Raw genomic sequence first — 22,328 nt, 5'->3', positions numbered from 1 at the left:
AGTCGGCTCCGCCCCTGCCCCATTGCTGCGCCGATCCCGAACCGATCGGACGTCCTTACCGTCCGCCTGTCCGTCTGTCCGCCCGTCCGCCTGTCCGCCTGTCCGCCTATCTTTGCCGCATGCGCACCATCATCGAGCCGTTCAAGATCAAATCGGTCGAGCCGATCCGGATGACGACACCGGCGGAGCGCGAGGAGCGCCTACGCGCGGCGCACTACAACGTCTTCCGGCTCCGCGCCGAAGACGTGCTCATCGATCTTCTCACCGACAGCGGCACCGCCGCCATGAGCGCGGAGCAGTGGGCCGCCGTGATGCGGGCCGACGAGGCGTACGCCGGCAGCCAGTCGTGGTTCCGCTTCGAGGCGGCGGTGCATGACATCTTCGGCTTCCGCCACGTGCTCCCTACTCACCAAGGCCGCGCGGCCGAACGGATCCTCTTCTCGCTCCTCTGCGCGCCGGGACAGGTGGTGCCCAACAACACGCACTTCGACACCACCCGCGCCAACGTCGAGGCCACGGGCGCCGAGGCGCTGGATCTGCCCACCGCGCAAGGCCGCGTGCCGTCGCTCCGGCTCCCGTTCAAGGGGGACATGGACGTCGACGCGCTCCGCGCCCTCATCGCGCGCGTCGGACGGGAGCGCGTGCCGCTCGTCATGCTCACCGTCACCAACAACTCGGGCGGCGGCCAGCCGGTCTCGATGGCCAACGTGCGCGCCGTCTCGGCGGTGTGCCGGGAGCACGGGATTCCGCTCTACATCGACGCCTGCCGCTTTGCCGAGAACGCCTACTTCATCAAGCTGCGCGAGCCGGGCTACGCCGACCGCGCACCGATCGACATCGCGCGCGAGCTGTTTTCGCATGCGGACGGCTGCACCATGTCGGCCAAGAAGGATGGCATGGCCAACATCGGCGGCTTCCTCGGCACCCACGACGACCGGCTCGCCGAGCGCGAGCGCGATCTGCTCATTCTGACGGAGGGATTTCCGACCTATGGGGGAATGGCCGGCCGCGACCTCGAGGCCATCGCGACCGGATTGTATGAGGCGCTCGACGAAGACTATCTGCTCTACCGCATCACCTCGACCACGTACCTGGGCGAGCACCTCGCCAAGGCCGGCGTGCCGATCGTCGAGCCGCCCGGGGGCCACGCCATCTACATCGACGCCGCGGCGTTCTTTCCGCACCTGCCGCCGCTCGCGCTGCCGGGCCAGGCGCTGGTGGTGGAGCTGTATCGGGAGGCGGGGATCCGGGGCGTCGAGATCGGCACCGTCATGTTCGGGCGGCACGACCCCGCGACCGGTGTGGAATCAGCCGCACCGATGGAGCTGGTGCGGCTCGCGATTCCGCGTCGGGTCTACACCCAGAGTCACATCGACTACGTGGTCGAGGCGGTGCTCAACGTCTGGGCCCGGCGCCATCGGGTCGGGGGCTACCGCTTCGTCGAGCAGGCGCCGGTGCTCCGCCACTTCACCGCCGGCTTTGCCCCGCTCGACGCGCCCGCCGACTGACGCGCCGCGACTGGCCAGGCTCAACTCGACTCACCGAGTTTCTGCTGCAGCGCCTTGGCGGCGGCCAGATGACCCTGGAATGCGGGCACCACGCTCTGCACGAACGACTTGAGCTCCGCGTTCTGAATCGCGGGCAGCAGTGTCGTATTGAGCGCGTCGATCACGTCCTGGTGATACTTCACCTCCTCCGCCGCATACGCGCGGTCGAACTCGGCGCCCGATTTGGATTTCAGATCCTTCATCGCCTGGGCGTGCTGGTCGGCGAGCGCGAACGACGCGGGCGGCGTGGGGGTGACGCCGAGCTTCTTCGCGAGGTCGCGGCCCTTCTGGCGCACGGCGGTATGGTCGTGCCTGAAGGTCTTGGCGAGGCTCCGCACGTCCTTGTTGTGCGACTTGTTGAGGGCCAGGTCGCTGGCCTTGATGTCGAGGGTGTTTGCGGCGTCGAAGATGGCGACGATGGTCGCATCATCGAGCGCCGTGGGGTGGAGCGGCGTCACGATGGGCGGCGGCGCGGCAGCGGTCGAGAGCAGCACGACCGTTGCCGAAGTCTGGGCGGCATGGGCGAGCGCCGCCTGCATAAGGGAGAGCAGTACCACGGGTCCTCCTCGGAGGGTGAGACCCGATAGTCGCGTCAGTCGGCAAAAAAGTCAAGGGTTTAATTGACATACTCCTGAGGACGATCCATCCGGCGCCTGGAGGATCGCCGGCACGAGGTAACGCTCCTCCCGCACGCGGCGGAATCCGCGCTTGAGATAGTTGGGCAGGGCGGCCGGATGGTCCAGCGTGCAGGTGTGCAGCCAGACGCGCGCCGGCTTATCCGCCCACGCCGTCTCGACCGCGCGCGTCAGCAACCACCCGCCGAGCCCGTGCCCGACGTAGTCGGGCAGGAGGCCGAAGTACGCGATCTCGATGGCGGCCAGACCATCGCGCTTGAGCTCGAAGTAGCCGCCGGGGGCGTGCTCCACGTAGAGCACGTGGAACGAAACGTCGCCGGCATCGAGGTAGGCCCGGATCTCGCCATCGCTCCAGCCCAGCCGGTCGGTCCAGCGATAGGCCCGTCCCACTTCGCCGTATAGAAATCGAAAGAACGCCGCCGGGCAGAAGCCGACGCGCTCGACGCGGAACGCGCGCGCTTCAGTGGGCGCCGGGCCGCGAGCGGGCGCCAGCGCCTCGGGCGCGGTCATCTCGAGATAGGTGCGGACGACTTCGACGGTGGCGGCCGGCATGGTCTCAAACCGACCCGCGCCCCGGCGCCATGTCAAGCGACGCGCGGCGGGCAGCGTCCGACGCACGACGGGCGCGAAGGCGTCGTTTCGCCCCCGCGCCCGTCGCCGCTACCGCGGCGGTTACCGGCTACATCGAGTCGTGGCTCATCATGGAGTCGTGGCTCATCGTGCTCGAGTCGTGGATCATCGTCGTGTCGGGCACGTTGGGGTGAGTCAGCGTGCTGTCCGCTCCACTGGTCGGAGGCATCGCCATGGTGTCGCTCCCGGTCTGGGACGGCGTCGCCTGCGCGCCGGGCTGCCCGCCAGTCGTATCGGGAGTCGCGGGGTTGGTGAGCGCGCTGTCGCTCCTCTGCCCCGTGGAATCCGACACCATGCCGGTGTCGGAGGCAGACGGCGCGGGCGGTGTCGGGCTCTGAACCTGGCCCTGGGACGTGTCTGCCCCCGCACGGGTCGTGTCCATCCCCGCCGTCGAGTCGGTCCGGGTCGGACTCGGCTGATACCCGGTGTTGTTGTTCATGGTGTCGGACCGCGTCACCATCGTATCAGTGCGCGTCGTCATCGTGTCACTACCGTTCCGGCCGGTGTCGGGGCTCGCCTGGCCCACGTCGGCGTTCTGCTGATGGCAGGCCGCCACGGCAGCAAGCGCGGCCACGAATAGCAATTTCCGCATTGCGGAATCCCCCGAAGAGACGTGGTGGACGGGTATCTGAGTCCGTTCAGCGGAGCCAAGCTAGAAGGGGCGCCCCGGGGCGCCTATGGCGTGGATCACATTGCGAGCTCGGGCCGGTCCCGGAACTGGTCCAGCGCGCCCGGGTTGGCCAGGGCATCCAGGTTGAGCACCGGCCGGCCGTGCACCGCCTCGCGCACGGCCAATTCGCTGATCTTGCCGCTGATCGTGCGGGGGATGTCGCTCACCTGGACGATGCGCCGCGGAACGTGGTGGGGACTCGCCTCGTCCCGGATCCGGCGGACGATGCGCTCCCGGAGCGCGTCGTCGAGCGTGAGCCCGTTCCGGAGGCGCACGAAGAGCACGACCCGCACGTCGCCCTCCCACTCCTGTCCGATCACGAGGCCCTCGAGCACCTCGGGAAGCTGCTCCACCACCCGGTAAATCTCCGCGGTACCGATCCGGACCCCGCCGGGGTTGAGCGTCGCGTCGCTCCGGCCGTGGATGACGAGGCCGCCGTGGTCGGTGAGCTCGGCCCAGTCGCCGTGGCGCCAGACGGCCGGAAACCGGTCGAAGTAGGCGGCGCGATATCGCGCGCCTTCCGGATCGTTCCAGAACGCCACCGGCATGCTCGGAAACGGGCGGATGCAGACCAGCTCGCCGGGGCGGCCCAGCACCGGGCGGCCCTCGTCATCCCACGCCTCCACCGCCATGCCGAGCCCCGGCGCCTGCAGCTCGCCGCGCCAGACCGGGGCTATCGGATTCCCGAGCGCAAAGCAGGAGACAATGTCGGTGCCGCCGCTGATGCTGGCGAGGTGCACGTCGTGCTTCACCCGAGTGTACACGTAGTCATAGCTTGCGGGTGCCAGCGGACTGCCGGTGGAAAGGATGGCGCGGAGCGCCGAAAGCTCGTGGCTCGTGCCTGGCGCGAGCCCCTGCTTTTCGGCGAGCGCCAGGTACTTGGCGCTGGCGCCGAAGACGGTGACGCCCTCGGCCTCGGCCATGTCCCAGAGGATCTCCGGCCGGGGCGCGAGCGGCGCGCCGTCGTAGAGCACCACCGTGGCACCCACGGCGAGGCTCGACACCAGCCAGTTCCACATCATCCAGCCGCAGGTGGTGAAGTAAAAGATTCGGTCGTCGCGGGTGAGGTCGGTGTGCAGCGTCAGCTCTTTCAGGTGCTGCAACAGCGTGCCGCCCGCGCCGTGGACCATGCACTTGGGGAGCCCGGTGGTGCCCGACGAATACATGATGTAGAGCGGATGATCGAACGGGAGCCGGGCGAATTCGGGCGCCGATCCGACCGGCTCGCTGGCACCGGCACTGACGAACTCGTCCCAGCGCATCGCGCCCGGGATGTCGCCGATGTCAGGCCGATGGTCGAGGTAGGGGACGACCACGACGCGCGCGATGTCCGGAATGCGCGCGCGCACCGCGCGCACGCGGTCGAGGACGTCGATGCGCTTGCCGGCGTAGCGGTACCCGTCCGCCGCGACGAGCACCTTGGGCGCGATCTGCCCGAAGCGATCGAGCACGCCGCCGACGCCGAAGTCCGGGGAGCACGACGACCAGACGGCGCCGATGCTCGCGGCGCCGAGCATCGCGATCACGGTCTCGGGGAGATTCGGCAGGAAGCCGGCGACGCGGTCGCCGGCCACCACACCGGCGGCCCTGAGCCCCGCGGCAAAGCGTTCCGCCTCCGCAGCCAGCTCGGCATGGGTGAGCGTGCGCTGCCGGCCAAGCTCGTTCCAGAAGACGATCGCGGGACGCTCGTCGCGCCAGCGCAGCAGGTTCTCCGCGAAGTTGAGCCGCGCGCCGCGGAACCACCGCGGCCCGAGCACCGGATCGGGAGGCGCCATGCGCTCGCCGCCATCGAGCACCGCATCCCAGGGCGGCACGCCCGGTCCGCGCTCGCTCGCGATGACGCCTGCAAAGCGCCACACCGCGGCCCAGAACTCCTCGGGCCGCGCCACCGACCAGGCGTGCAGCGCCGCATAGTCAGGGGCGAACGGGGCGTGGTCCCGGATGAAGCGGGTGAGGTTGGCGCGCGCGACGCGTTCGGCCGAGGGTACCCAGACCGGTGCGCCGGCGCCCGCGAGCGCCGCGGACGGGGGCCCCGCGGCCGGCGCCACTAGCTCGTGGGCGGGTTGAACACCTCGTGCTGCTGATCGAGCCACGACTTGTGGTAGCTCGGGTCCTCGATGGCCGTCGCCGCCCTGGCGACGGTGAGCGGCCGGAAGCTGTCCATCATGACCGCCAGCTCGTTGGTGTACTTCTGCCCGATGCTCGCCTCGGCGCGGCCGGGGTGCGGGCCGTGCGGGAGCCCGTCGGGATGATGGGTGATGCTGCCGAATTCGATGCCCTTGCGACTCATGAACTCACTCGACGCGTAGTAGAGCACTTCGTCGGAGTCCACGTTGCTGTGGTTGTAGGGCGCGGGCACGGCGTTGGGGTCGAAGTCGTACGGCCGGGGACAGAAGCTGCAGATGACGAACCCGTCGCCCTGAAACGTCTGGTGCACCGGCGGCGGCTGGTGGATGCGGCCCACGATCGGCTCGAAGTCGCGGATGTTGAACGCCCACGGATAGAAGTAGCCGTCCCATCCGACCACGTCGAATGGATGGTGGTCGAGCACCAGCTCGTTGATCCCGTCGTACTGCTTGACGAGGAGCGGAAAGTCGCCCATCTCGTCGTGCGTCTTGAGCTCCGTGGGGCGGCGGATGTCGCGCTCGCTGTAGGGCGCGCCTTCGATGAGCTGGCCGTACTCGTTGCGGTAGCGCTTGGGCCAGCGGATGTGGCCGCGGCTCTCGAAGACGACGAGCTTGGGTCGCTCGGCCGGCTCGCCGCCCGTGCTCGTGCCCAAGTCGAAGCGGTAGCGGTGGAGGATGCCGCGGTGGATCACGAGGTAGTCGCCCTCGCCGAACGGCAGATCGCCGAACACCGTCTCGAGCACGCCCCTGCCCTTGCTTACGTACACGCACTCGTCGCCCTGGCCGTTGCGATAGAAGTGCGCGTCGTTCTCGTCCGGCTCGACATAGAGCATGGCGACATCCGCGTTGAAGAGCAGCGGAATGCGATCCAGCGTGGGGCTCCCGCCTTTCCGCGCGAGTGCGGTGCGGAAGTGCCGGTGCCGGAGCGTAGCATCCGGATCGGCCTCGTACTTCACCTCTTTGACGCGGCGGACGGCTTTTACGGTGGTAGGAGGGTGAGCATGGTAAAGAAGTGAGGATGTGCCGGTGAACCCCTCGTGCCCCATGAGTTCTTCGGCGTAAAGGCCGCCGTCAGGTTTGCGGAAGGCGGTATGGCGCTTCCGGGGGATTTGGCCGAGGGTGTGATAGATGGGCATGGTGTCTCCTGGCGGACAGGCGGTCAGGCGTTCAGGTAGTCACGCACCGGCCCGATCGGAGGCGCGCGGGAGCGGCGCAAACGGGGGCGGGGGCGGGGGCGGAGCCGACTGTCGGCTGGTCGGCGGAGCCCCGTCCCCCTTTGCGCCGCTCCCCCGCGTGATCTCCTCATGCCGCCCGTCCCGCCTCACAAATTCCCCCGCGCCGCTTGCTCTCGCTCGATCGCTTCGAACAGCGCCTTGAAATTGCCGGCGCCGAAGCTCTTTGCACCCTTCCGCTGGATGATCTCGTAGAACAACGTCGGCCGGTCTTCCACCGGCTTGCTGAAGATCTGCAGCAGGTAGCCTTCGTCGTCGCGGTCGACCAGGACACCCAACTCGCGGAGCGGCTCCAAGTCCTCGTCGATGTGCCCCACCCGGTCGAGCACATCCTCGTAATAGGCGCCGGGCACGCGGAGGAACTCGACGCCGCGATCGCGCAGCGCGGTCACGGTGCGGACGATGTCATCGGTAGCGATGGCGATGTGCTGCACGCCGGCCCCGTGGTAGAACTCGAGATACTCGTCGATCTGCGACTTCTTGCGCCCCTGTGCCGGCTCGTTGAGCGGAAACTTGATCCGTCCGTTCCCGTTGGCCACGACCTTCGACATGAGCGCGGAGTATTCGGTGGAGATCGTCTTGTCATCGAACGAGATGAGATTGTAAAAGCCGAGCACCCGCTCGTAGTACTCCACCCAGCGATTCATCGCGCCGAGCTCGACGTTGCCGACGCAGTGGTCGACGTACTTGAGCCCGACCGGCGCCGGATCATACCGCGAGGTGACGGGCTTGAACCCCGGCATGAACGGCCCATGGTAGTTCCGCCGCTCGATGAGGGAATGGATGGTGTCGCCGTAGGTGCGGATCGCGGCGGTCACGACTTCGCCGTGCTCGTCCTTGAGCACCGCGGGCTCGGCCGCGGATATCGCGCCGCGCTCCACCGCACCGGCGTATGCCGTGCGGACGTCGTCCACCCAGAGCGCAATGTCCTTGACGCCGTCGCCGTGGCGCCGCACGTGCTCGGCGACCGGCCCGTCGGGCTGGAGCGGCGTCGTGAGCACGAGCCGCACCTTGTCCTGCTCCAGCACGTAGCTCGCGCGGTCGCGGGTGCCGGTTTCGGGGCCGCGGTAGGCGGTGAGCCGGTAGCCGAAGGCGCCCCGGTAGTAGTGGGCCGCCTGCTTGGCGTTGCCGACGTAGAACTCGATAAAGTCGGTGCCGTTGATCGGGAAGGTGTCGACGGCGCGGGAGGCGGGGGCGGAGGCGGTCTCTGTCATGCCCGAAAGATATCCCCGGCGTCGGGTCTCCACTACCCGACCGGCTCGCGCCTCCTCGAGTATTCCGCGCATCTTGGCGAAGAGATCGGCGGCGGCAAAGGGCTTCTGCAGGAACGGATCCGCATGCCCCACCCGTCGCTGCCCCCGCCCTCGCGGCGCGAGGTCTCGAACCGGAGCTCGCCGCCCTCTGCGCGTGGCGGCGCCCGGCCAGCTCGGCCCGTGGCCCGGGACGTGCGAGCGAACAGCCCCGCCCGCGGGGCTCGGCCATATGGACTGGGGGAAGCCTCGGCGGTAGCGTCCAGTAGCGGGATTCGGATGGTGATCGAGGCCACGGCATGAACGACGGTGTCGGACATCTCTTCGAAACGTACCACGACTCGCTCGTCCGCATGCTCTACCGCCGGACCGGCGACCGCGACCGGGCGGAGGAGCTGGCACAGGAAACCTTCGCGCGCGCGGTCGCGGCGCCGCCCCGGAACCCGCGGCCCTGGCTCTTTGCCGTGGCCCTCAACCTGGTGCGCGAGGATGGACGGCGTTCGGTGCGGCAGGGGCGGCGGTTGCAGTTGCTCAAGGCGGAGCTCGATGACCGGCCCGTGCCCCCGCCGGACGTGGAGCTCGAGCGGCGCGAGACCGCTGCGCGGGTGCGCACGGCGCTCGGCCGGCTTACGGAGAGGGATCGCGAGGCACTGTTGCTCAGAGCGGAAGGGTTCGGCTATGACGAGATCGCCGAGACGCTTGGCCTCGCGCGCGGCGCGGTAGGCACGACCCTCGCCCGCGCGCGGCGCCGGCTGGTCGAGGCGTATCACGAGACGGAAGGGCAGGCGCAGCATGCCGCACGTTGACGAGGGAACGCTGCACGCGCTGCTCGACGGCGAGCTGGAGCCGACCGAGGTGCAGCAGGTTCAGACCCACTTCGCGACCTGCCCCACCTGCGCGGCCCGGCTCGACGAGGCGCGCCAGATATTGGCCGAGACCGAGCGTCTGCTCAAGGCCATCGAGTCTCCGATGGAGGATCGGCCGGCGGACGATCGGTCGCCTGCCGCGCACTCCGAGCCGCGTGTCGCGACGCCGCCCGACACCTGGTCGTTCGACAGCGGCAGCTCTTCGATTCCCGGCGACCCGGTGGTGTACGTCCCCGACAATCCCGCGCCGGTCGACATCCGCCGGCAGCGGAATCGGCTCATCGCGTGGGCTGCCGGGATTGCCGTGGTGGTGGGCGCCGGAGGTTGGGGTGTCAAGGCGGCGCTGGCACCGGCGCCAGGCCCGGGGGAGCTGCGGCTTCGTCCCGAGGAGTTTCAGAGCGCGCCGGGAGCCGCCGCCGCGGCCGGTGCGCTCGCGGACAGCGCATCGCCCACCGAGCGCGCGGCCGCCGTGCTCGATTCCATGCGCGCGCTCGCGATGGCGGAAGGGGCGGACTCGGCGGCGCCGGCAAATGCGAACGCGGCAGCGGCAAAGACGGCAGCGAAGACGCCAGCGCCGCAGCCCAAGTCGGCTGCTCCCGCAGAGACGCCGCCGCCACAGAAGCAGCTTGCCGCGGCGCCCACCCCCAAAGCCCCGGCAAAGGACGCTGCGCCGGAAACGAAAGCGCCGGCGACGGAGCCGAAGCCGGCCGCGGCCGAGTCGGCCGCAAGCGCCGGCAATACCTCCGGCGACACATCCACCTCCGCGGCGTCGCCAGACGACTCCACCAACGAGCCGGCCGCCGGCGCCGCTGCCGGCGACCCCAACGCGGGCGACAGCGCCGCGGGGGTGCGCGCCGTGCGCGACCGCGCCGCCGAAGCCACCCGTGCGCTCGACCGGCAGAGAGCGGAGGAGCAGAGCGCACGTGCGCTCGCGGCCATCGACGCCGAGCGGAAAGCGGCCGCGGAGCGCGCCCGGCGCGACAGCATCGCGGTGGCCAGCCGTGCGGCCGCGGCGCGGGCGCCGGCGCCGGCGCCCGTGCCCGCGGCGCCCACCATCGATCAGCGCGCGCAGGTGTACGATCGCATCGGCCTCGACGAAGCGGCCCGCCTCCTGGGCGGCCCGCTGCACGCGATCGATGCCGTCGGTGTCACCCGCCGGCTGGTCGGGCTGGCGCCGGGGAAGAGCGTGCCGGGCGCGGACCCCGATCGGCCGGTGGTGCGCGCCGTGTACCAGGATCCGAGCGGGCATCTGCTCTATCTCGATCAACAGCGGGTGAGCGCGGCGGAGGCGAGCCGGCTGCCGGCCTCGCCGGAGACGGGACCCGGCGGCTCGCAGCGCTGGGTCACGGGGTCCGTGTTGCTCCAATTGCACGGCGATGCGACTTCAGACTGGCTCTCTACGCTCGCGCGCGAGGTGCGCTGACCGCCATCACACAACGGCCGCGTCGAGCACCTCGCGCACCCGCTGCACGAATTCCTCGGAGGTGAACGGCTTCTGCATCACCACCAGGTCGGCATCGGCGCCGCCGCGCCTGAGCAGCTCCTGGCTGGTGTAGCCCGAGATGAAGATCACGCGGAGGTCGGGCCGGCGCCGCCTGAGCCGCTCGGCAAGCTCGGGGCCGCTCATCTCGGGCATCACGACATCGGTCACGAGTAGATGGATGGCCCCGGGCCACTTTTCGACCTCGAGCAGCGCGTCGCGTCCGTGCCGCGCCTCGAGCACCTGGTAGCCGTAGCGGGCGAGCACTTTTCGCAGCAGCTCGCGCACGCCTTCTTCATCCTCCACCACCAGCACCGTCTCGGTCCCCGCGAGTGCCGCGGCGGACGGCTCGGCCGTCGACTCGTCGCCCTCGGCGAGGGGGAGGATGATTTTGAGCGTGGTGCCCCGCTCCGGCTCGGTCACCACGCGGACCACGCCGCCGTGCTGCTTCACGATGCCGCACGCGATCGAGAGGCCGAGCGCCGAGTCGGGCGAAGGTGCCGCGCGAAGTGGCGCGCCGGTGTCGCGCATGGTAAGCACGGCGTAGTGGCCGGGCATGAGGAGCCTGCCCTTGCCCACGCCGCTCACCCGGCGCTCGGAGGTCTCGATCGTGAGCTCGCCGCCGTCAGCCATCGCCTCGCGCGCGTTCAGCACGAGCGTGAGCAGCACCTGCTCGAGCTGGGCCCGGTCGGCGAAGACGCGCCCGAGGCGGGGTGAGAGCACGGTGGCGAGCCGCACCTCGGCACCGACCAGCCGCTGCATCAGCGTCTCCAGCTCGACGATCATCGCGTTGAGATCGAGCAGCGCGGGCTCGCGCGTCTCGTGGCCGGCGAAGGCGAGGAGCTGGCGCGTCAACACCGCGCCCCGCTCGGCCGCGCGGCCGATCTCCATCGCATCGTGGCGGCGCGCATCGGCGGGCTCCAGGTCGCGGAGCAGCAGGTCGCTGTAGCCCTGGATCGCGGTGAGCACGTTGTTGAAGTCGTGCGCGATGCCGGCGGCGAGCCGCACCACCGCCTCTCTGCGCTGCGCCTGCCGCAGCTGGTCTTCGGTGGCGTGCAGCGCGGCGAGCGCGCGGGTGCGCTCGGTGACGTCGGTGGCGAGCGCCAGGCGGGCGCGCGTGGCGCCGAGCGTCAGCTCGTGCGAGACGATCTCGACGTCGACCACGCTGCCGTCGTGCCGCCGGTGCTGGGTGAGCGCCACGCCCGGACGCCGGGCGCTGCCCCACTCGAGCGATGGGAGCAGCATCGTGAGATCGCCGTTCGGACCCGCGGGGTGCAGGTCCATGATCGTCATCGCGAGCAGCTCCTCGCGCGCGTAGCCATAGAAATGGATCGCGGCGTCATTCACCTCGAGTATCGCGAGCGTCTCCACGTCGAAGATCCACATCGGCCGCGGGTGGGCCGCGAACAGCAGCCGCTGGCGCTCGTCGGCCGCCGCGCACGCGCGGGCGAGCCGCCCATGCCCGAGGGCGAGTGCTACGCGTTGCGCGATCTCGCTTGCGTCCCTGAGATCGGCGGCGTCGAACTCGTCGGCGGCGCCGGCGCCGAGCCAGCCGCCGCGCGCGCGGCCCAGGAGGAGCCGGCCGAGCCGGTGGCCGCCGGCCACGAGCGGCAGCGACAGGATCGCGGCCGGGGCCAGGCGCTCGGCCAGGTTCGCGTCCTCGCCGTCGCGCGAGCGCGCGCGGACCGCGTCGCGGGTGAGATTGAAGCGGCGCGGCGCGTTGGGGGCGCCCCCTGCGGCTGCGTCAGAGGCTGCGCCATTCGCATTGCCGCCATTCACCACCCCGTTCAGAGCGGCGCCGTTCGCGCTCGCACCATCTGCGGCCGCGCCGACCGCGCCCGCCCCGCCCACTCCGCCGTCAGGCCAGCCACGCGCGCACAGCGTCCGGACCAGCAGCTCGTGCGCGCCGCTCTTGTGCGCGGCGGCGGCCGCCTCCATCTCGCCGTGGGCGCCGGCGACCTGGATCATGCACCAGTCGCCGAGCAGCGGTACCACCGCGCGCGCCACGCTCTGCAGGGCGTCCTCGGCGTCGCCGCTCAGCGCGAGCCGCGCGGTGATCTCATGCTGGAGCGCGTGGCGGCGCGCGAGCCGCTCGAGCGCCGGCCCCGCGCGCCGCGAGCGCGTCCGGTCACCCTGCCGGCCCGTGAGCACCGCGATGGCCGGCGTCGCGAAGGCGAGCGCGGCGAGGCTCATGAAGCCTTCGGACGTGTAATGGAAGAGTCCCGGCCATGGTTCGGCAAAGTAGTGCGCGCCATACACCAGCGTCACGAGCGCGCTGATGAGCGCGGGTTGCAGGCCGCCCGCGAACCCGGCGTACGCCACCGTGAGAAGGAGCAGCGGAGTGGGATTGGGGATGAGGCCGTTGAAGCGCGCGACCAGATCGAACGCGATCGCGACGGCAAGCGTGAGCAGCGGCCCGGTGATGCTGAGGCCGATGCGCCGCCACTCGGGCTCGGGGTCCGTCCATGCCCGTATCGAGCCCGAGATGCTCGGCGGCCGGGCGACGAGCGAGATGCTCTCCAGCGGCGTGGCTGCGTGGTTCGCCATGGTTGGGGAAGTGTTCGGGTCGGCGGGCGGAATCGCTGTGATGCGCCGCACACCAAGCGCGCCGCACGCGGGCGTGTCGCTCAGCGCGATGCGGCCCGCGCGAGGCTCCACTTGAGCGCGGGCGGCGTCACCAGCGTCGTCACCATGACCATGATGACGACGGCGGAGTAGGTGCCGGCGTCGACCACGGGCTCGCCGCCCACCGACAGGGTAAGGCCGATGCTCGCGAAGATGAGGCCGACCTCGCCGCGAGGGATCATGCCGAGGCCGATGCTGAGCGCGTCGAGCCGGGTGCCGAGCACGCCGAGGCTGCACGCCTGCTTACCGATGATCGCCGCGATGGTGAGCAGCGCGGCGAGGCCGAGGACCTCCACCCGCGCGAAGGCCCCGAGGTCCACCCGCATCCCGATGAGCACGAAGAACACCGGCACGAGGAAGGCGGAGATCGGCTGGATCAGGTGCTCCAGCTCGTGCTCGCCCCGCTCGGTAAAGTCGCGGTAGTGCACCGCCTCGAGAATGAGCCCCGCGGCGTAGGCGCCCACGATCGGCGCCAGGCCGATGACCGACGCGAGATACGCGATGACGAAGCAGGTGCTGAGCGCGGTGGCGAGGAGGACGCCCTGCCCGCGCAGGCGCGACGCGATCCGGAAGAGCCGCGGCGAGAGCACGACGCCCAGCCACAGCGCAAGCGCGAGAAAGACGAACGCCTTGCCGAAGATGAACCCGACGTCGCCGAGGGAGAGCGCGGTGCCGGCATCGGCCGCCGCGATGATGCCCGCCACCACCGCAAGGATTACGAGGCCAAGGACGTCATCGATGACCGCGGCGCCCAGGATCACCCGCGCCTCGGGCGTCGTGGCGCGGCCCAGGTCGCGCAGCACCCGCGCGGTGATGCCGACGCTCGTGGCGGTGAGCGTGGCGCCCAGAAAGGCGTGGGCGTATGCGCTCTCCTCCGGCAGCACGAGATGCCCCACCCACCACCCCAGCAGCCACGGCGCCACCACGCCGAGCACCGCCACAACGAGCGAACGCGCGCCCACCTGCATCATGTCGCGCACCGTCGACTCGAGCCCCACTTCGAACAGGAGCACGATCACGCCGAGCTGCGCGAGGATGTTGAGACCCGCATTCTCCCGCATCGGCTCGAACCAGTGGACGCCGGCGTAGCCGATGTTGCCGAGCACGATGCCGACGAGCAGCTCGCCGAGCACCGCGGGCTGCCCGATCCGCTCGGCCAGGTCGCCGCCGAGCTTCGCGCTCACCAGGATGACGGCGAGCCCGATCAGCACTGCAGTGACCGGATCGGGGTGCGGCATGGCGCGAACGATCGCGGGCGTCGGCGGAGCCGACGCTCAGCGGGTCACGAGTCCCGGCGCGGCGGACACGTGCACCATCTGCGTCTGCTTCGTGTGCCCGAAGGTGAGCGTCACCTTGTACTCGCCGGCAGCGACGGGCCGGTCGGCCCGGTCCCCGCCGTATTCGGTCAGGACGTCCTTGGTGGGCCGCAGATTCCAGTTGACCCGGCCGAACCCGGGTGTGCCTGGCGCCTTGAGGTTGGCGACCGGCTGGTCCTCCGAATTGGTGATCGCGATTTTCACGTCGTCGCCGGTGTAACGCCGCACGTACCAGGTGAGGATCGCGCCCTCGGGAGGATTCTTGCCGCGGAACACCGCGTCGCCCGCGCTCTCCTCCCAACCCGGCAGGAGATAGCGTGCCGTCGCCGGGCGGATGCTGAACAGATGCGCGTCCTCACGCCGCACCTCGGGCGTGAACTCCTCGAGGGGACGGATGTCGTCGAGGATATAGATGCTGCGGCCGTGTGTGGCGATGAGCAAATCGAGATCGCGCGGGTGGATCAGGATGTCGTCGACAGCGACGGTCGGCAGCTTGCCGATCCTGAACCAGCGGCCGCCGCGGTCCACGCTTGCCCAGAGCGCGAACTCGGTGCCGGCAAAGAGCAGACCGGGGTTGTTCGGATCTTCGCGCACCACCTTGACGGGGCCGCCGTCGGGAAGGTTCGCGGAAATGCTCTGCCACGTCTTGCCGCCATCCGCCGTGCGGAAGAGATACGGCGCGTAGCGGCCGGTGCGGTGGCCGTCGATGGCGACGTAGGCCACCTGCGGGTCGTGCGCGCTCGCCTCGATGCGCGAGATCCAGAGTCCCTTCACCGCCGCGGGAAGCGTCGGCGTGAGATCGATCCACGCGGCGCCGTCGTTTTCCGTCTTCCACAGCTTGCCGTCGTCGGTGCCGGCCCAGAGCAGCCCCTGCTTCACCGGCGATTCGGCCAGCGCGAAGACGACGCCGAACTCTTCGGCGCCGCTGCCGGTGGCGGTCATGCGCGAGAGATCGCGGGTCGAGAGATCGCCGCTGATCTCGGCCCAGTCGTCACCGCGGTTGGTGAACTTGAAGACCCGGTCCGCGCCGTAGTAAAGGACTTTCGGGTCGTGCACGCTCTGGATGACCGGCGAGCTCCAGTGATAGCGGAAGGTCGGTGAGCCCTCGGTGGGCGACGGCTTGATGAGCTTCTCCTGGCCGTTGCTCAGATTGATCCGGAAGACGAACCCCTGCTGCGACTCCGCGTACACAATGTTGGAGTCGGTGGCGTCGAAGAGGCAGTAGGAGCCGTCGCCGCCGCCGATCTGAGTCCAGTCGCCGTTGCGGATGCCGTCCTTGGTGCCGGTGGCGCTCGGCCCTACCCAGTTGGTGTTGTCCTGCAGGCCGCCGCAGATCCGGTACGGCACGCTCCGGTCCACGTTGATGCGGTAGAACTCACCGGCCGCCATGCGGGACTGGAAGCCCCAGCCCTCGCCGCCATTCACGCTCTGGTAAAGGCCGCCGTCCGTGCCGAGGAGCAGCCGCTTGGGGGTCGTCGGGTCGATGGCGAGCGCGTGGTTGTCCGAGTGGACATTCTTGAATCGGTCCTCCCGCCAGTGCTTGCCGCCGTCGTCGGAGACGTGGAGCATGAAACCGAGGACGTAGATCCGCTGGTCGTTGGACGGATCGATGCGGATCTGGCTGAAATAGAAGGGACGCGGATCGAGCTGGCTCATCCGGGTCCACGAGGTGCCGCCGTCGTCGGAGCGGAACGTGCCGCCGGCCTTGCTGTTCGGATCGTCAATGTCGGAGGTGCCGAGCGCGTCGCTCTGCACCACCGCGTAGACGATCTTCGGATCCTTGGCGTAGACCGCGAGCCCGATGCGCTGGGTGCGCGCGGGCAGGCCGCCGCCGAGCTTGGTCCAGGTGGCGCCGCCGTCGGTGCTCTTGAAGATGCCGCCGAGGTCCTTGCCGTCGGTGGCGTCCGCGCCGGCATCGAAGCGCCAGGGATAGCGGCGGCGGGCGTAGAGCGCGGCATACAGAACGTCGGGGTTGCTCGGGTCGATCGCGAGGTCGCCGCAGCCCACGCGATCGTCGTAGGGTTTGGGCGCGGCCAGCACGCGGGTCCAGGTGGCGCCGGCGTCGATCGTCTTGTAGCAGCCGCGTTCGCCGCCGGGCACCCAGAGATCGCCCATGGCGGCGACCCACGCGGTCTTCGGATCGGTCGGGTGCACCACGACGCGCGCGATCGTCTTGCTGCTCTTGAGCCCGACGTTGCTCCAGGTGGCGCCGCCGTCGGTGGAGCGGTACACGCCGTCGCCCCAGCTCGAGCTGTTGCGGTCGTTCGCCTCGCCGGTGCCCGCCCAGATCACTTTCGCATCGGACGGCGCCACGGCGAGCGCACCGATCGCCGCGACCGACTGCTTCTCGAAGATCCCCTTGAACGTCTGCCCGTTGTCGCTCGTCTTCATGACGCCGCCGGTGCCGAGGCCCACGTAGTACGTCCACGGGTCGGTGGGATCGAGCGCGATAGCGGCGACACGACCGCCCATCACCGCGGGCCCGATGGCGCGCGCCTGGTAGCTCTCCGGCACCACCAGCGTATCGAGCGCCGAGTCGCCCACCGCGGAGGCGCCGGGCGCAGGCGTGGCGCGCTCGGTGGTCGGCTTCGCCTTCCCGGATTTCGGTTTGCTGGGCTTGGTCTGCTGGGCGGTGAGGGCGAGGGGAGCGGCGAGGGTGGTACACGCGAGAAACAGCACGGACCAGACGTGGCGCATGAAGACCTCGAGATCGGAGCTATCGTGAGAACGCGCGAGTAACGCGCGCCATGACGCGGCGTGAGCCGGAGAACGTGGTGCAGCGCGGACCATACGTCAAGCCAAGCCCCCGGGTTTCGCCGGCCGGCGGGAGGGGCTGCGCGATGTGACGCCACCGCTTGAGCCGTCTTCCGGCGCGGCCTACCCTCGTACGCCATGGCAACTGTTCCCTCACCCGAGCGGCCCGAGGCAGGGCGCAACGCGAACGCGGTCGGCCCGCGCGGGCTCACGTGGCGCTGGGTGCCGCCGCTCGCCGCCGCGCTCGCGCTCGGGATCGGGCTCCTGTTCGCGGTGCGCGTGCTGGTGCGGCCGATTGCGATCCTGCTGCTCGCCATCACCGTGGGCGAGGCGCTGGCCCCGATCGTCGAGCGGCTCGCGCGCCGGATGCACCGCAACCTCGCGATCGCGCTCGTGTACGTTGTCCTGGGCCTCGGGCTGGGCCTCATCGGATGGCTCACGGTACCGACGCTCATCGCGCAGGCGCGCGAGGTGGTGAGCCGTCTGCCCGAGCTCCTGGCCCACGTGCAGGCGCTCACGGTGCGGCTGGACCGCGCGATGGGCACCCACATCGGCGAGGCCGCGAAGGCGCAGCTCGGGAACGCGGGCCCATCGATCCTGGTGGCGCCGCTCAAGCTCGCGTCGTCGCTCCTCGAGCTGCTGGCCGTGATGTTTCTCTCGATTTATTGGCTGGTCGGCACGCCGGCGCTCCGGCGGTTCGCGCTCTCCCTGGTTCCCCCGGGCTCGCGCTACCCGGCGGCAGTCGTCCTCGCCGAAATGGCGACGGCGATGGGCGGCTACGTGCGCGGTGCCGCGATCAACGCGGTCATCATGGGCACGCTCGCCTATGTGGGCCTGCTCGCCATCGGGGTGAAGTATGCGCTGGTGCTCGGCCTGCTCACGGCGCTCGGGGAGCCGGTGCCGTACCTGGGGCCGATCGTCGCCGGGATTGCCGTCGCCCTCACGGCGCTGCTGCAATCGCCGGCCAAGGCGCTGCTCGCGATCGCCCTCTTCACCGTCCTGCAGCAGCTCGAGGGCCACATCCTCACGCCGAACATCATGGGCCGCGAGACCCACACCTCGCAGGCGCTGGTGATCTTCGCGCTCCTCGCCGGCGCCACCGTCGGCGGGCTGCTCGGCGCCATCGTCGCGATCCCCGTCGCGGGGGCGTTGCAGGTATTCGTGCTCCGGGTCCTGGCACCGGCCATCCGGCGGCGCACCGGCGCCGCCGCTCCCGGGCCCAAGGGGCATGCGTAGGCCCGGCCGGCCCGACGAGCGCTTCCGCGATACGGTGCGGCGCGCCTTTGCGGAATTTCTCGGGCTGCCGACGCTCATCGTGATCGCGTTCCTCGCGGTTGCGATCGGCTCGTACGTGCTGGACCGCGGCTCCGCCGGTTCGAGCGATCCGGTGCGCCGGGCGCTCGAGCGCCACCTCTTCCGCAGCCCCGAGGCGACGCGCAATCTGCTCGGCACGGTGGCCGGCGGCATCATCACCGTCACGTCGATCACGATCTCGCTCCTGCTCGTGGCCATCCAGCAGTCGGCGAGCACGATGACCGCGCAAGTGTTCGACCAGTTCCTGCGGCGCAAGGCGAACCAGTTCTGCTTCGGCTTCCTGGTGGGGCTCGCAGTCTTCGCGCTCATCACGCTGGCAACGGTGACGCCCGGATTCACGCCGGTCTACGGCGGCACGATGACGCTCCTGCTCACCGCCGTGGCGCTGCTGCTGCTCATCTTCCTCATGTACATCAGCGTGAACCAGATGCGGCCGGCCGTGATCGTCGCGTCGGTGCACGACCACACGATCGCCGCGTGGGCCGGGGAGCGCGCGGCGCTCCGGCGGGTGCGGCGCACGCCGGCGCGGCTCGACGCGCGGGCCGAGCCGGTGCACGCGGACCGGCACGGCTTCGTGACCCACCTCGATTTCGACGCGATGGCGCGCGCGGCCGAGGCGGCCGGCAAGGGGGCCGAGGTGTCGCTGCGGGTGCTGATCGGGAGCTTCGTGAGCTTCGGCGACGCCGTGGCCGAGCTGCGCGGCGCGGAACCCTCCAAGGCGGAGGCGGCGCGCGGGGCCGTACGCCGCGCCATCCGGCTGGAGCGGAAGCGCGATTTCGAGACCGACGCCTGCTACGGCATCCTGCAGCTCGAGACCATCGGCTGGACCTCGGTGTCGAGCTCGAAATCCAATCCGATGCCGGGCATCCTCTGCATCCACGCGCTGCGGGACCTGCTGGCGCGCTGGTCGGACGAGCACGGAAACGCGGAGGCCGAGCGGGAGGCGGCGGCGCGCGAGCACCCGCCGCTGCCGGTGGTGTACGACGACGAGCCGTTCGACCCGGTCTTCGACGCGCTGGAGTCGCTCGGCGTTGCGGCCTCCGAGTCGATGCAACACCAGACGCTGGCCGAGATTCTGGAAGCGCTGGCGGTGACCTACGCGCGGGTGCCGATCGCCTGGCGCCCCCGCGCCAACGCGATGGTGCTCCGGCTCCTCTCGACGCTCGGCGACCACGTGCTCACCGCCAAGCTCGAGACCGCGGTGAGCCGGCTCGGCACCGCGTTGCGCGAGGCCGGCGAGCTCACGACCGCGGCGGCGCTCCGGGACGCGGCCGACGAGCTCGCGGCCTCGGTGGGCCACCTCGGCGCGCGCTCGACCCGGGGTGAGAGCTAGCGCCGGTCGCGCGGGCTCTTGCCGGCGGTGCCGGCGCGCCGTACACTCTCCGCGTCGCGCCGCACCCGCCCCCCGCACAAGGAGACTCCGATGGGACTCATGCACATCGTGTGGTCGATCATCGTCGGCTTCATCGTGGGCCTCCTGGCCCGCGCCCTGCTGCCCGGGGCGGACCACATGGGCGTCCTGGCGACGATCGTCGTGGGCATCGTGGGCTCGCTGATCGGCGGATTCATCGGGCGGCTCATGTCGAAGCCGGCGCCGGGCGCGCGCTTCCACCCCGCCGGCTTTTTCATGTCGATCGTCGGCGCGGTGGTGCTGCTGATCATTCTGCGCTTCGCGCGCTAGACGCTGCGTGCGGCGGAGCGCCGCATCGCGTCACGTGCGCGTCACTCTGCCCCGCGTGATTCGCGCCGGAACACGGCGAGCACGAGGTCACCGAGCGCGTAGGTGATCGAGAGCCGGTTCGGCAAGGCGGACCAGAGCCGGGCGAGCGGAACCCGCTTGCTCGTGGGCGCGTAACGCAGCATATGCCAGGCGGGCGGCGGGAAGAGCGCCGCGAGCGCGCGCCGGGTGTAGTAGTAGGGCACGAACGGCGGGTCCCACTGGTGCCAGCGGGAGCGGAGGAGGCGAGCGACGAGCGATCGGTAGTCCCAGGTCTCCAGTATCACGCATCCGCCCGGCCGCACCACGCCCTCGAGGCGGCGCACGACGGCGCGGGGCTCAGTGAGGTGCTCGAAGACGTTGAATGCCGTGGCGACGTCGACCTGATCCGGCAGCAGCGTGGCGTCGAGAAAGGCCGCGCGCTCGACTTCGAGCCCGAGAGTCTGCGCCGCGTAGGCCGCCGCGTATTCGCTTACGTCGCAGCCGAAGGTCCGGCAGCCCCGGTGCCGCGCTTCGTCGAGGAAAAAGCCGGCCGCGCAGCCGATGTCGAGCACTGAGCAGGGGAGCGGCGTGAACTCGGCGATCGTATCCAGATAGCGCCGGGCCTGCTCCCGGTGGGTGGCGGCGTCGGCCACGTAGTCGGCGTACTCGACTCCGCCACCCGTGAAATACGGCGCCGAGTAGTGGCGCTCGATTTCGTGCGGGGCGGGCTCGGTGGGACTGAAGACGAGATCGCAGGAGGCGCACCGGAGCAGTGCGTGCCGGCCGGCTGCCGGGTAGCGCGCGAGCGCCGCGCCGCCGCACACCGGGCAGCCGAGCGGCGGAGCCGGGCCGTTCACGGGCGATCGGGGGCGCCGGCGGCGCCGGCGGCCACGAACCCCGCGGCGGCACCGAACCGCGCGCCCCGCCGCTCCGGGCCGAGCGCCGCCATCGTGGCGGCAAACGCAAAGACCACCAGCGCGGTGAGCGCCATCGAGTGCGCGTAGCTCGTGTGCGCGGCAAAGAGCGCCTCGACGTACACTACCGAGCTCGCCACCAACACCCCGCATTGATAGGCGAATCCGGGCAGGAACCCGCGCACCGCGTCGGGCGCCAGCTCGGTGATGTGCGCCGGAATGACCCCCCACGCGCCCTGCACCATGAACTGGAGGAGGAACGCGCCGGCCACGAGCAGCGGCACGCCCGGCGCAAAGGCCCAGAGCGGCACCACGAGCATCGCGAGAAGGAGCGCCACGACGATCGCGCGCCGGCGGCCGATCCGGTCGGACGCAAAGCCGAACGCGATGCCGCCGATGATGGCGCCCACCATCGAGATCGCGGTCACCGCCGCCTGGCCGCGGGGCAGGAAGCCCCACTCGCGCTTAAGGAAGGTGGGATACATGTCCTGGGTGCCGTGCGAGGCGAAGTTCATTCCCGCCATGAGCAGCGTGAGATAGACGAAGAGCTTCCAGTTGGCGGCGATGGCGCGCCCGAGATCGCTCCAGCCCGCGGCCCGCGAACGCTTCCACACCTCGGACTCGGTGACGCGCGCGCGCACGTAGATCGCGAGCAGCGCCGGCAGCCCGCCCAGGACGAACATCGGCCGCCAGCCCCAGCGCGGAAACACCACCGCGTAGCAGAGCGCCGCCAACAGGTAGCCGAACGCATACCCTTCCTGCAACAGTCCCGAGAGCACGCCCCGCCGCCCGCTCGGCGCCTTCTCCATGGCGAGCGAGGCACCCACACCCCACTCACCCCCCATGCCGATGCCGAAGAGCGCGCGCAGCACGAGAAAGCTCGCGAAGCTCGGCGCGAATCCGGTGAGCACCTCGACGAGCGAGTAGAACACCAGGTTGAGCATGAGCGGCCGGCGGCGGCCGTAGCGGTCGGCGAGGAGGCCGAACACGAGCGCACCGACGGGGCGGAACGCGAGCGTGAGCGTGATCGCGAGCGCCACCTCGACATCTGTCCGGCCGAACTCGCGGCCGATCGCGCTCAGGGCGAAGACGACGAGAAAGAAGTCGAAGGCGTCCAGGGTCCAGCCCAGAAAGGCGGCAAGGACGGCGGGGCGATGGGACATGGGCTCCTGATGACAGGCGGACAGGCGGACGGGCGGACAGGGTGCCAGAGAAGATCACTGCGCTGGGGCGAGGCGGAAAGGGGGAGCGGGGGCTCCGCCGACAAGCA

At 70.5% G+C, this 22,328-nt stretch carries 17 protein-coding genes; 6 read left to right on the top strand and 11 right to left on the bottom strand.

The genetic code is table 11. The features are described 5' to 3' along the window. The first annotated feature begins 119 nt into the window (after positions 1-119). Complete coding sequence (locus VFW66_07445) at positions 120-1,508, top strand: tryptophanase (GenBank protein HEX5386512.1); 1,389 nt, start codon at positions 120-122, stop codon at positions 1,506-1,508. 20 nt (positions 1,509-1,528) lie between these two features. Here the strand turns inward: VFW66_07445 and VFW66_07440 are convergent, their stop codons facing one another. From VFW66_07440 to hppD, 6 genes are all read right to left on the bottom strand, one after another. Beyond that, entirely contained in the window at positions 1,529-2,104 is a 576-nt protein-coding gene (locus tag VFW66_07440) for a DUF4142 domain-containing protein (GenBank protein HEX5386511.1), read from the bottom strand. 51 nt (positions 2,105-2,155) lie between these two features. Then, a complete protein-coding gene (locus VFW66_07435; GenBank protein ID HEX5386510.1) occupies positions 2,156-2,734 on the bottom strand; it encodes a GNAT family N-acetyltransferase in 579 nt (192 codons plus the stop codon). Positions 2,735-2,861: 127 nt separating this feature from the next. Then, a complete protein-coding gene (locus VFW66_07430; protein ID HEX5386509.1) occupies positions 2,862-3,404 on the bottom strand; it encodes a hypothetical protein in 543 nt (180 codons plus the stop codon). Between the two features lie 95 nt (positions 3,405-3,499). Next, positions 3,500-5,530, bottom strand: coding sequence for an acetoacetate--CoA ligase (locus VFW66_07425; GenBank protein HEX5386508.1), 2,031 nt, complete (start codon positions 5,528-5,530; stop codon positions 3,500-3,502). Further along, positions 5,530-6,744 carry a homogentisate 1,2-dioxygenase gene (locus tag VFW66_07420; GenBank protein ID HEX5386507.1) on the bottom strand — a complete coding sequence of 405 codons (1,215 nt, stop codon included), beginning with the start codon at positions 6,742-6,744 and terminating at the stop codon, positions 5,530-5,532. The genes VFW66_07425 and VFW66_07420 overlap by 1 nt, the downstream gene beginning before the upstream one ends. 185 nt (positions 6,745-6,929) lie before the next feature. Next, on the bottom strand, positions 6,930-8,054 hold the full coding sequence (gene hppD / locus VFW66_07415; protein HEX5386506.1) for a 4-hydroxyphenylpyruvate dioxygenase: 1,125 nt from the start codon (positions 8,052-8,054) through the stop codon (positions 6,930-6,932). A 335-nt stretch (positions 8,055-8,389) separates the two neighbouring features. On the opposite strand from hppD, the gene VFW66_07410 reads away from it, so the two are divergent. Continuing rightward, complete coding sequence (locus tag VFW66_07410) at positions 8,390-8,896, top strand: sigma-70 family RNA polymerase sigma factor (protein HEX5386505.1); 507 nt, start codon at positions 8,390-8,392, stop codon at positions 8,894-8,896. Continuing rightward, positions 8,883-10,379, top strand: a complete 1,497-nt coding sequence (locus VFW66_07405) for a zf-HC2 domain-containing protein (protein HEX5386504.1) — start codon at positions 8,883-8,885, stop codon at positions 10,377-10,379. The genes VFW66_07410 and VFW66_07405 overlap by 14 nt, the downstream gene beginning before the upstream one ends. A 6-nt stretch (positions 10,380-10,385) precedes the next feature. Here VFW66_07405 and VFW66_07400 read toward each other — a convergent pair whose 3' ends face one another. The 3 genes from VFW66_07400 to VFW66_07390 all read right to left on the bottom strand — a co-directional run bounded on the left by VFW66_07400 (position 10,386) and on the right by VFW66_07390 (position 17,074). Further along, positions 10,386-12,983, bottom strand: coding sequence for a response regulator (locus VFW66_07400; protein HEX5386503.1), 2,598 nt, complete (start codon positions 12,981-12,983; stop codon positions 10,386-10,388). Between the two features lie 80 nt (positions 12,984-13,063). After that, positions 13,064-14,299 carry a cation:proton antiporter gene (locus VFW66_07395; GenBank protein ID HEX5386502.1) on the bottom strand — a complete coding sequence of 412 codons (1,236 nt, stop codon included), beginning with the start codon at positions 14,297-14,299 and terminating at the stop codon, positions 13,064-13,066. Between the two features lie 36 nt (positions 14,300-14,335). Next, positions 14,336-17,074 (bottom strand): hypothetical protein, encoded by a 2,739-nt coding sequence (locus VFW66_07390; protein HEX5386501.1) that lies wholly within the window; start codon positions 17,072-17,074, stop codon positions 14,336-14,338. A 195-nt stretch (positions 17,075-17,269) separates the two neighbouring features. Between VFW66_07390 and VFW66_07385 the strand changes: the two genes are divergently transcribed. The 3 genes from VFW66_07385 (at position 17,270) to VFW66_07375 (ending at position 20,126) form a co-directional block, all read left to right on the top strand. After that, on the top strand, positions 17,270-18,367 hold the full coding sequence (locus VFW66_07385; protein ID HEX5386500.1) for an AI-2E family transporter: 1,098 nt from the start codon (positions 17,270-17,272) through the stop codon (positions 18,365-18,367). Next, positions 18,360-19,778 (top strand): DUF2254 family protein, encoded by a 1,419-nt coding sequence (locus VFW66_07380; GenBank protein HEX5386499.1) that lies wholly within the window; start codon positions 18,360-18,362, stop codon positions 19,776-19,778. Before VFW66_07385 ends, VFW66_07380 begins: the two co-directional genes overlap by 8 nt. A gap of 90 nt (positions 19,779-19,868) precedes the next feature. Next, positions 19,869-20,126: a GlsB/YeaQ/YmgE family stress response membrane protein gene (locus tag VFW66_07375; GenBank protein ID HEX5386498.1), complete on the top strand. Its 258-nt coding sequence runs from the start codon at positions 19,869-19,871 to the stop codon at positions 20,124-20,126. 41 nt (positions 20,127-20,167) lie between these two features. Here the strand turns inward: VFW66_07375 and VFW66_07370 are convergent, their stop codons facing one another. Beyond that, positions 20,168-21,001: a class I SAM-dependent methyltransferase gene (locus tag VFW66_07370; protein HEX5386497.1), complete on the bottom strand. Its 834-nt coding sequence runs from the start codon at positions 20,999-21,001 to the stop codon at positions 20,168-20,170. Then, positions 20,998-22,221: an MFS transporter gene (locus tag VFW66_07365; protein ID HEX5386496.1), complete on the bottom strand. Its 1,224-nt coding sequence runs from the start codon at positions 22,219-22,221 to the stop codon at positions 20,998-21,000. Before VFW66_07365 ends, VFW66_07370 begins: the two co-directional genes overlap by 4 nt. Positions 22,222-22,328 lie beyond the last annotated feature (107 nt).

The sequence above is a fragment of the Gemmatimonadales bacterium genome (assembly GCA_036279355.1).
Classification (GTDB): Bacteria; Gemmatimonadota; Gemmatimonadetes; order Gemmatimonadales; family GWC2-71-9; genus DASQPE01.
Note: the sequence above shows the minus strand (reverse complement) of the source record. Positions and strands in the feature narration are given on the sequence as shown.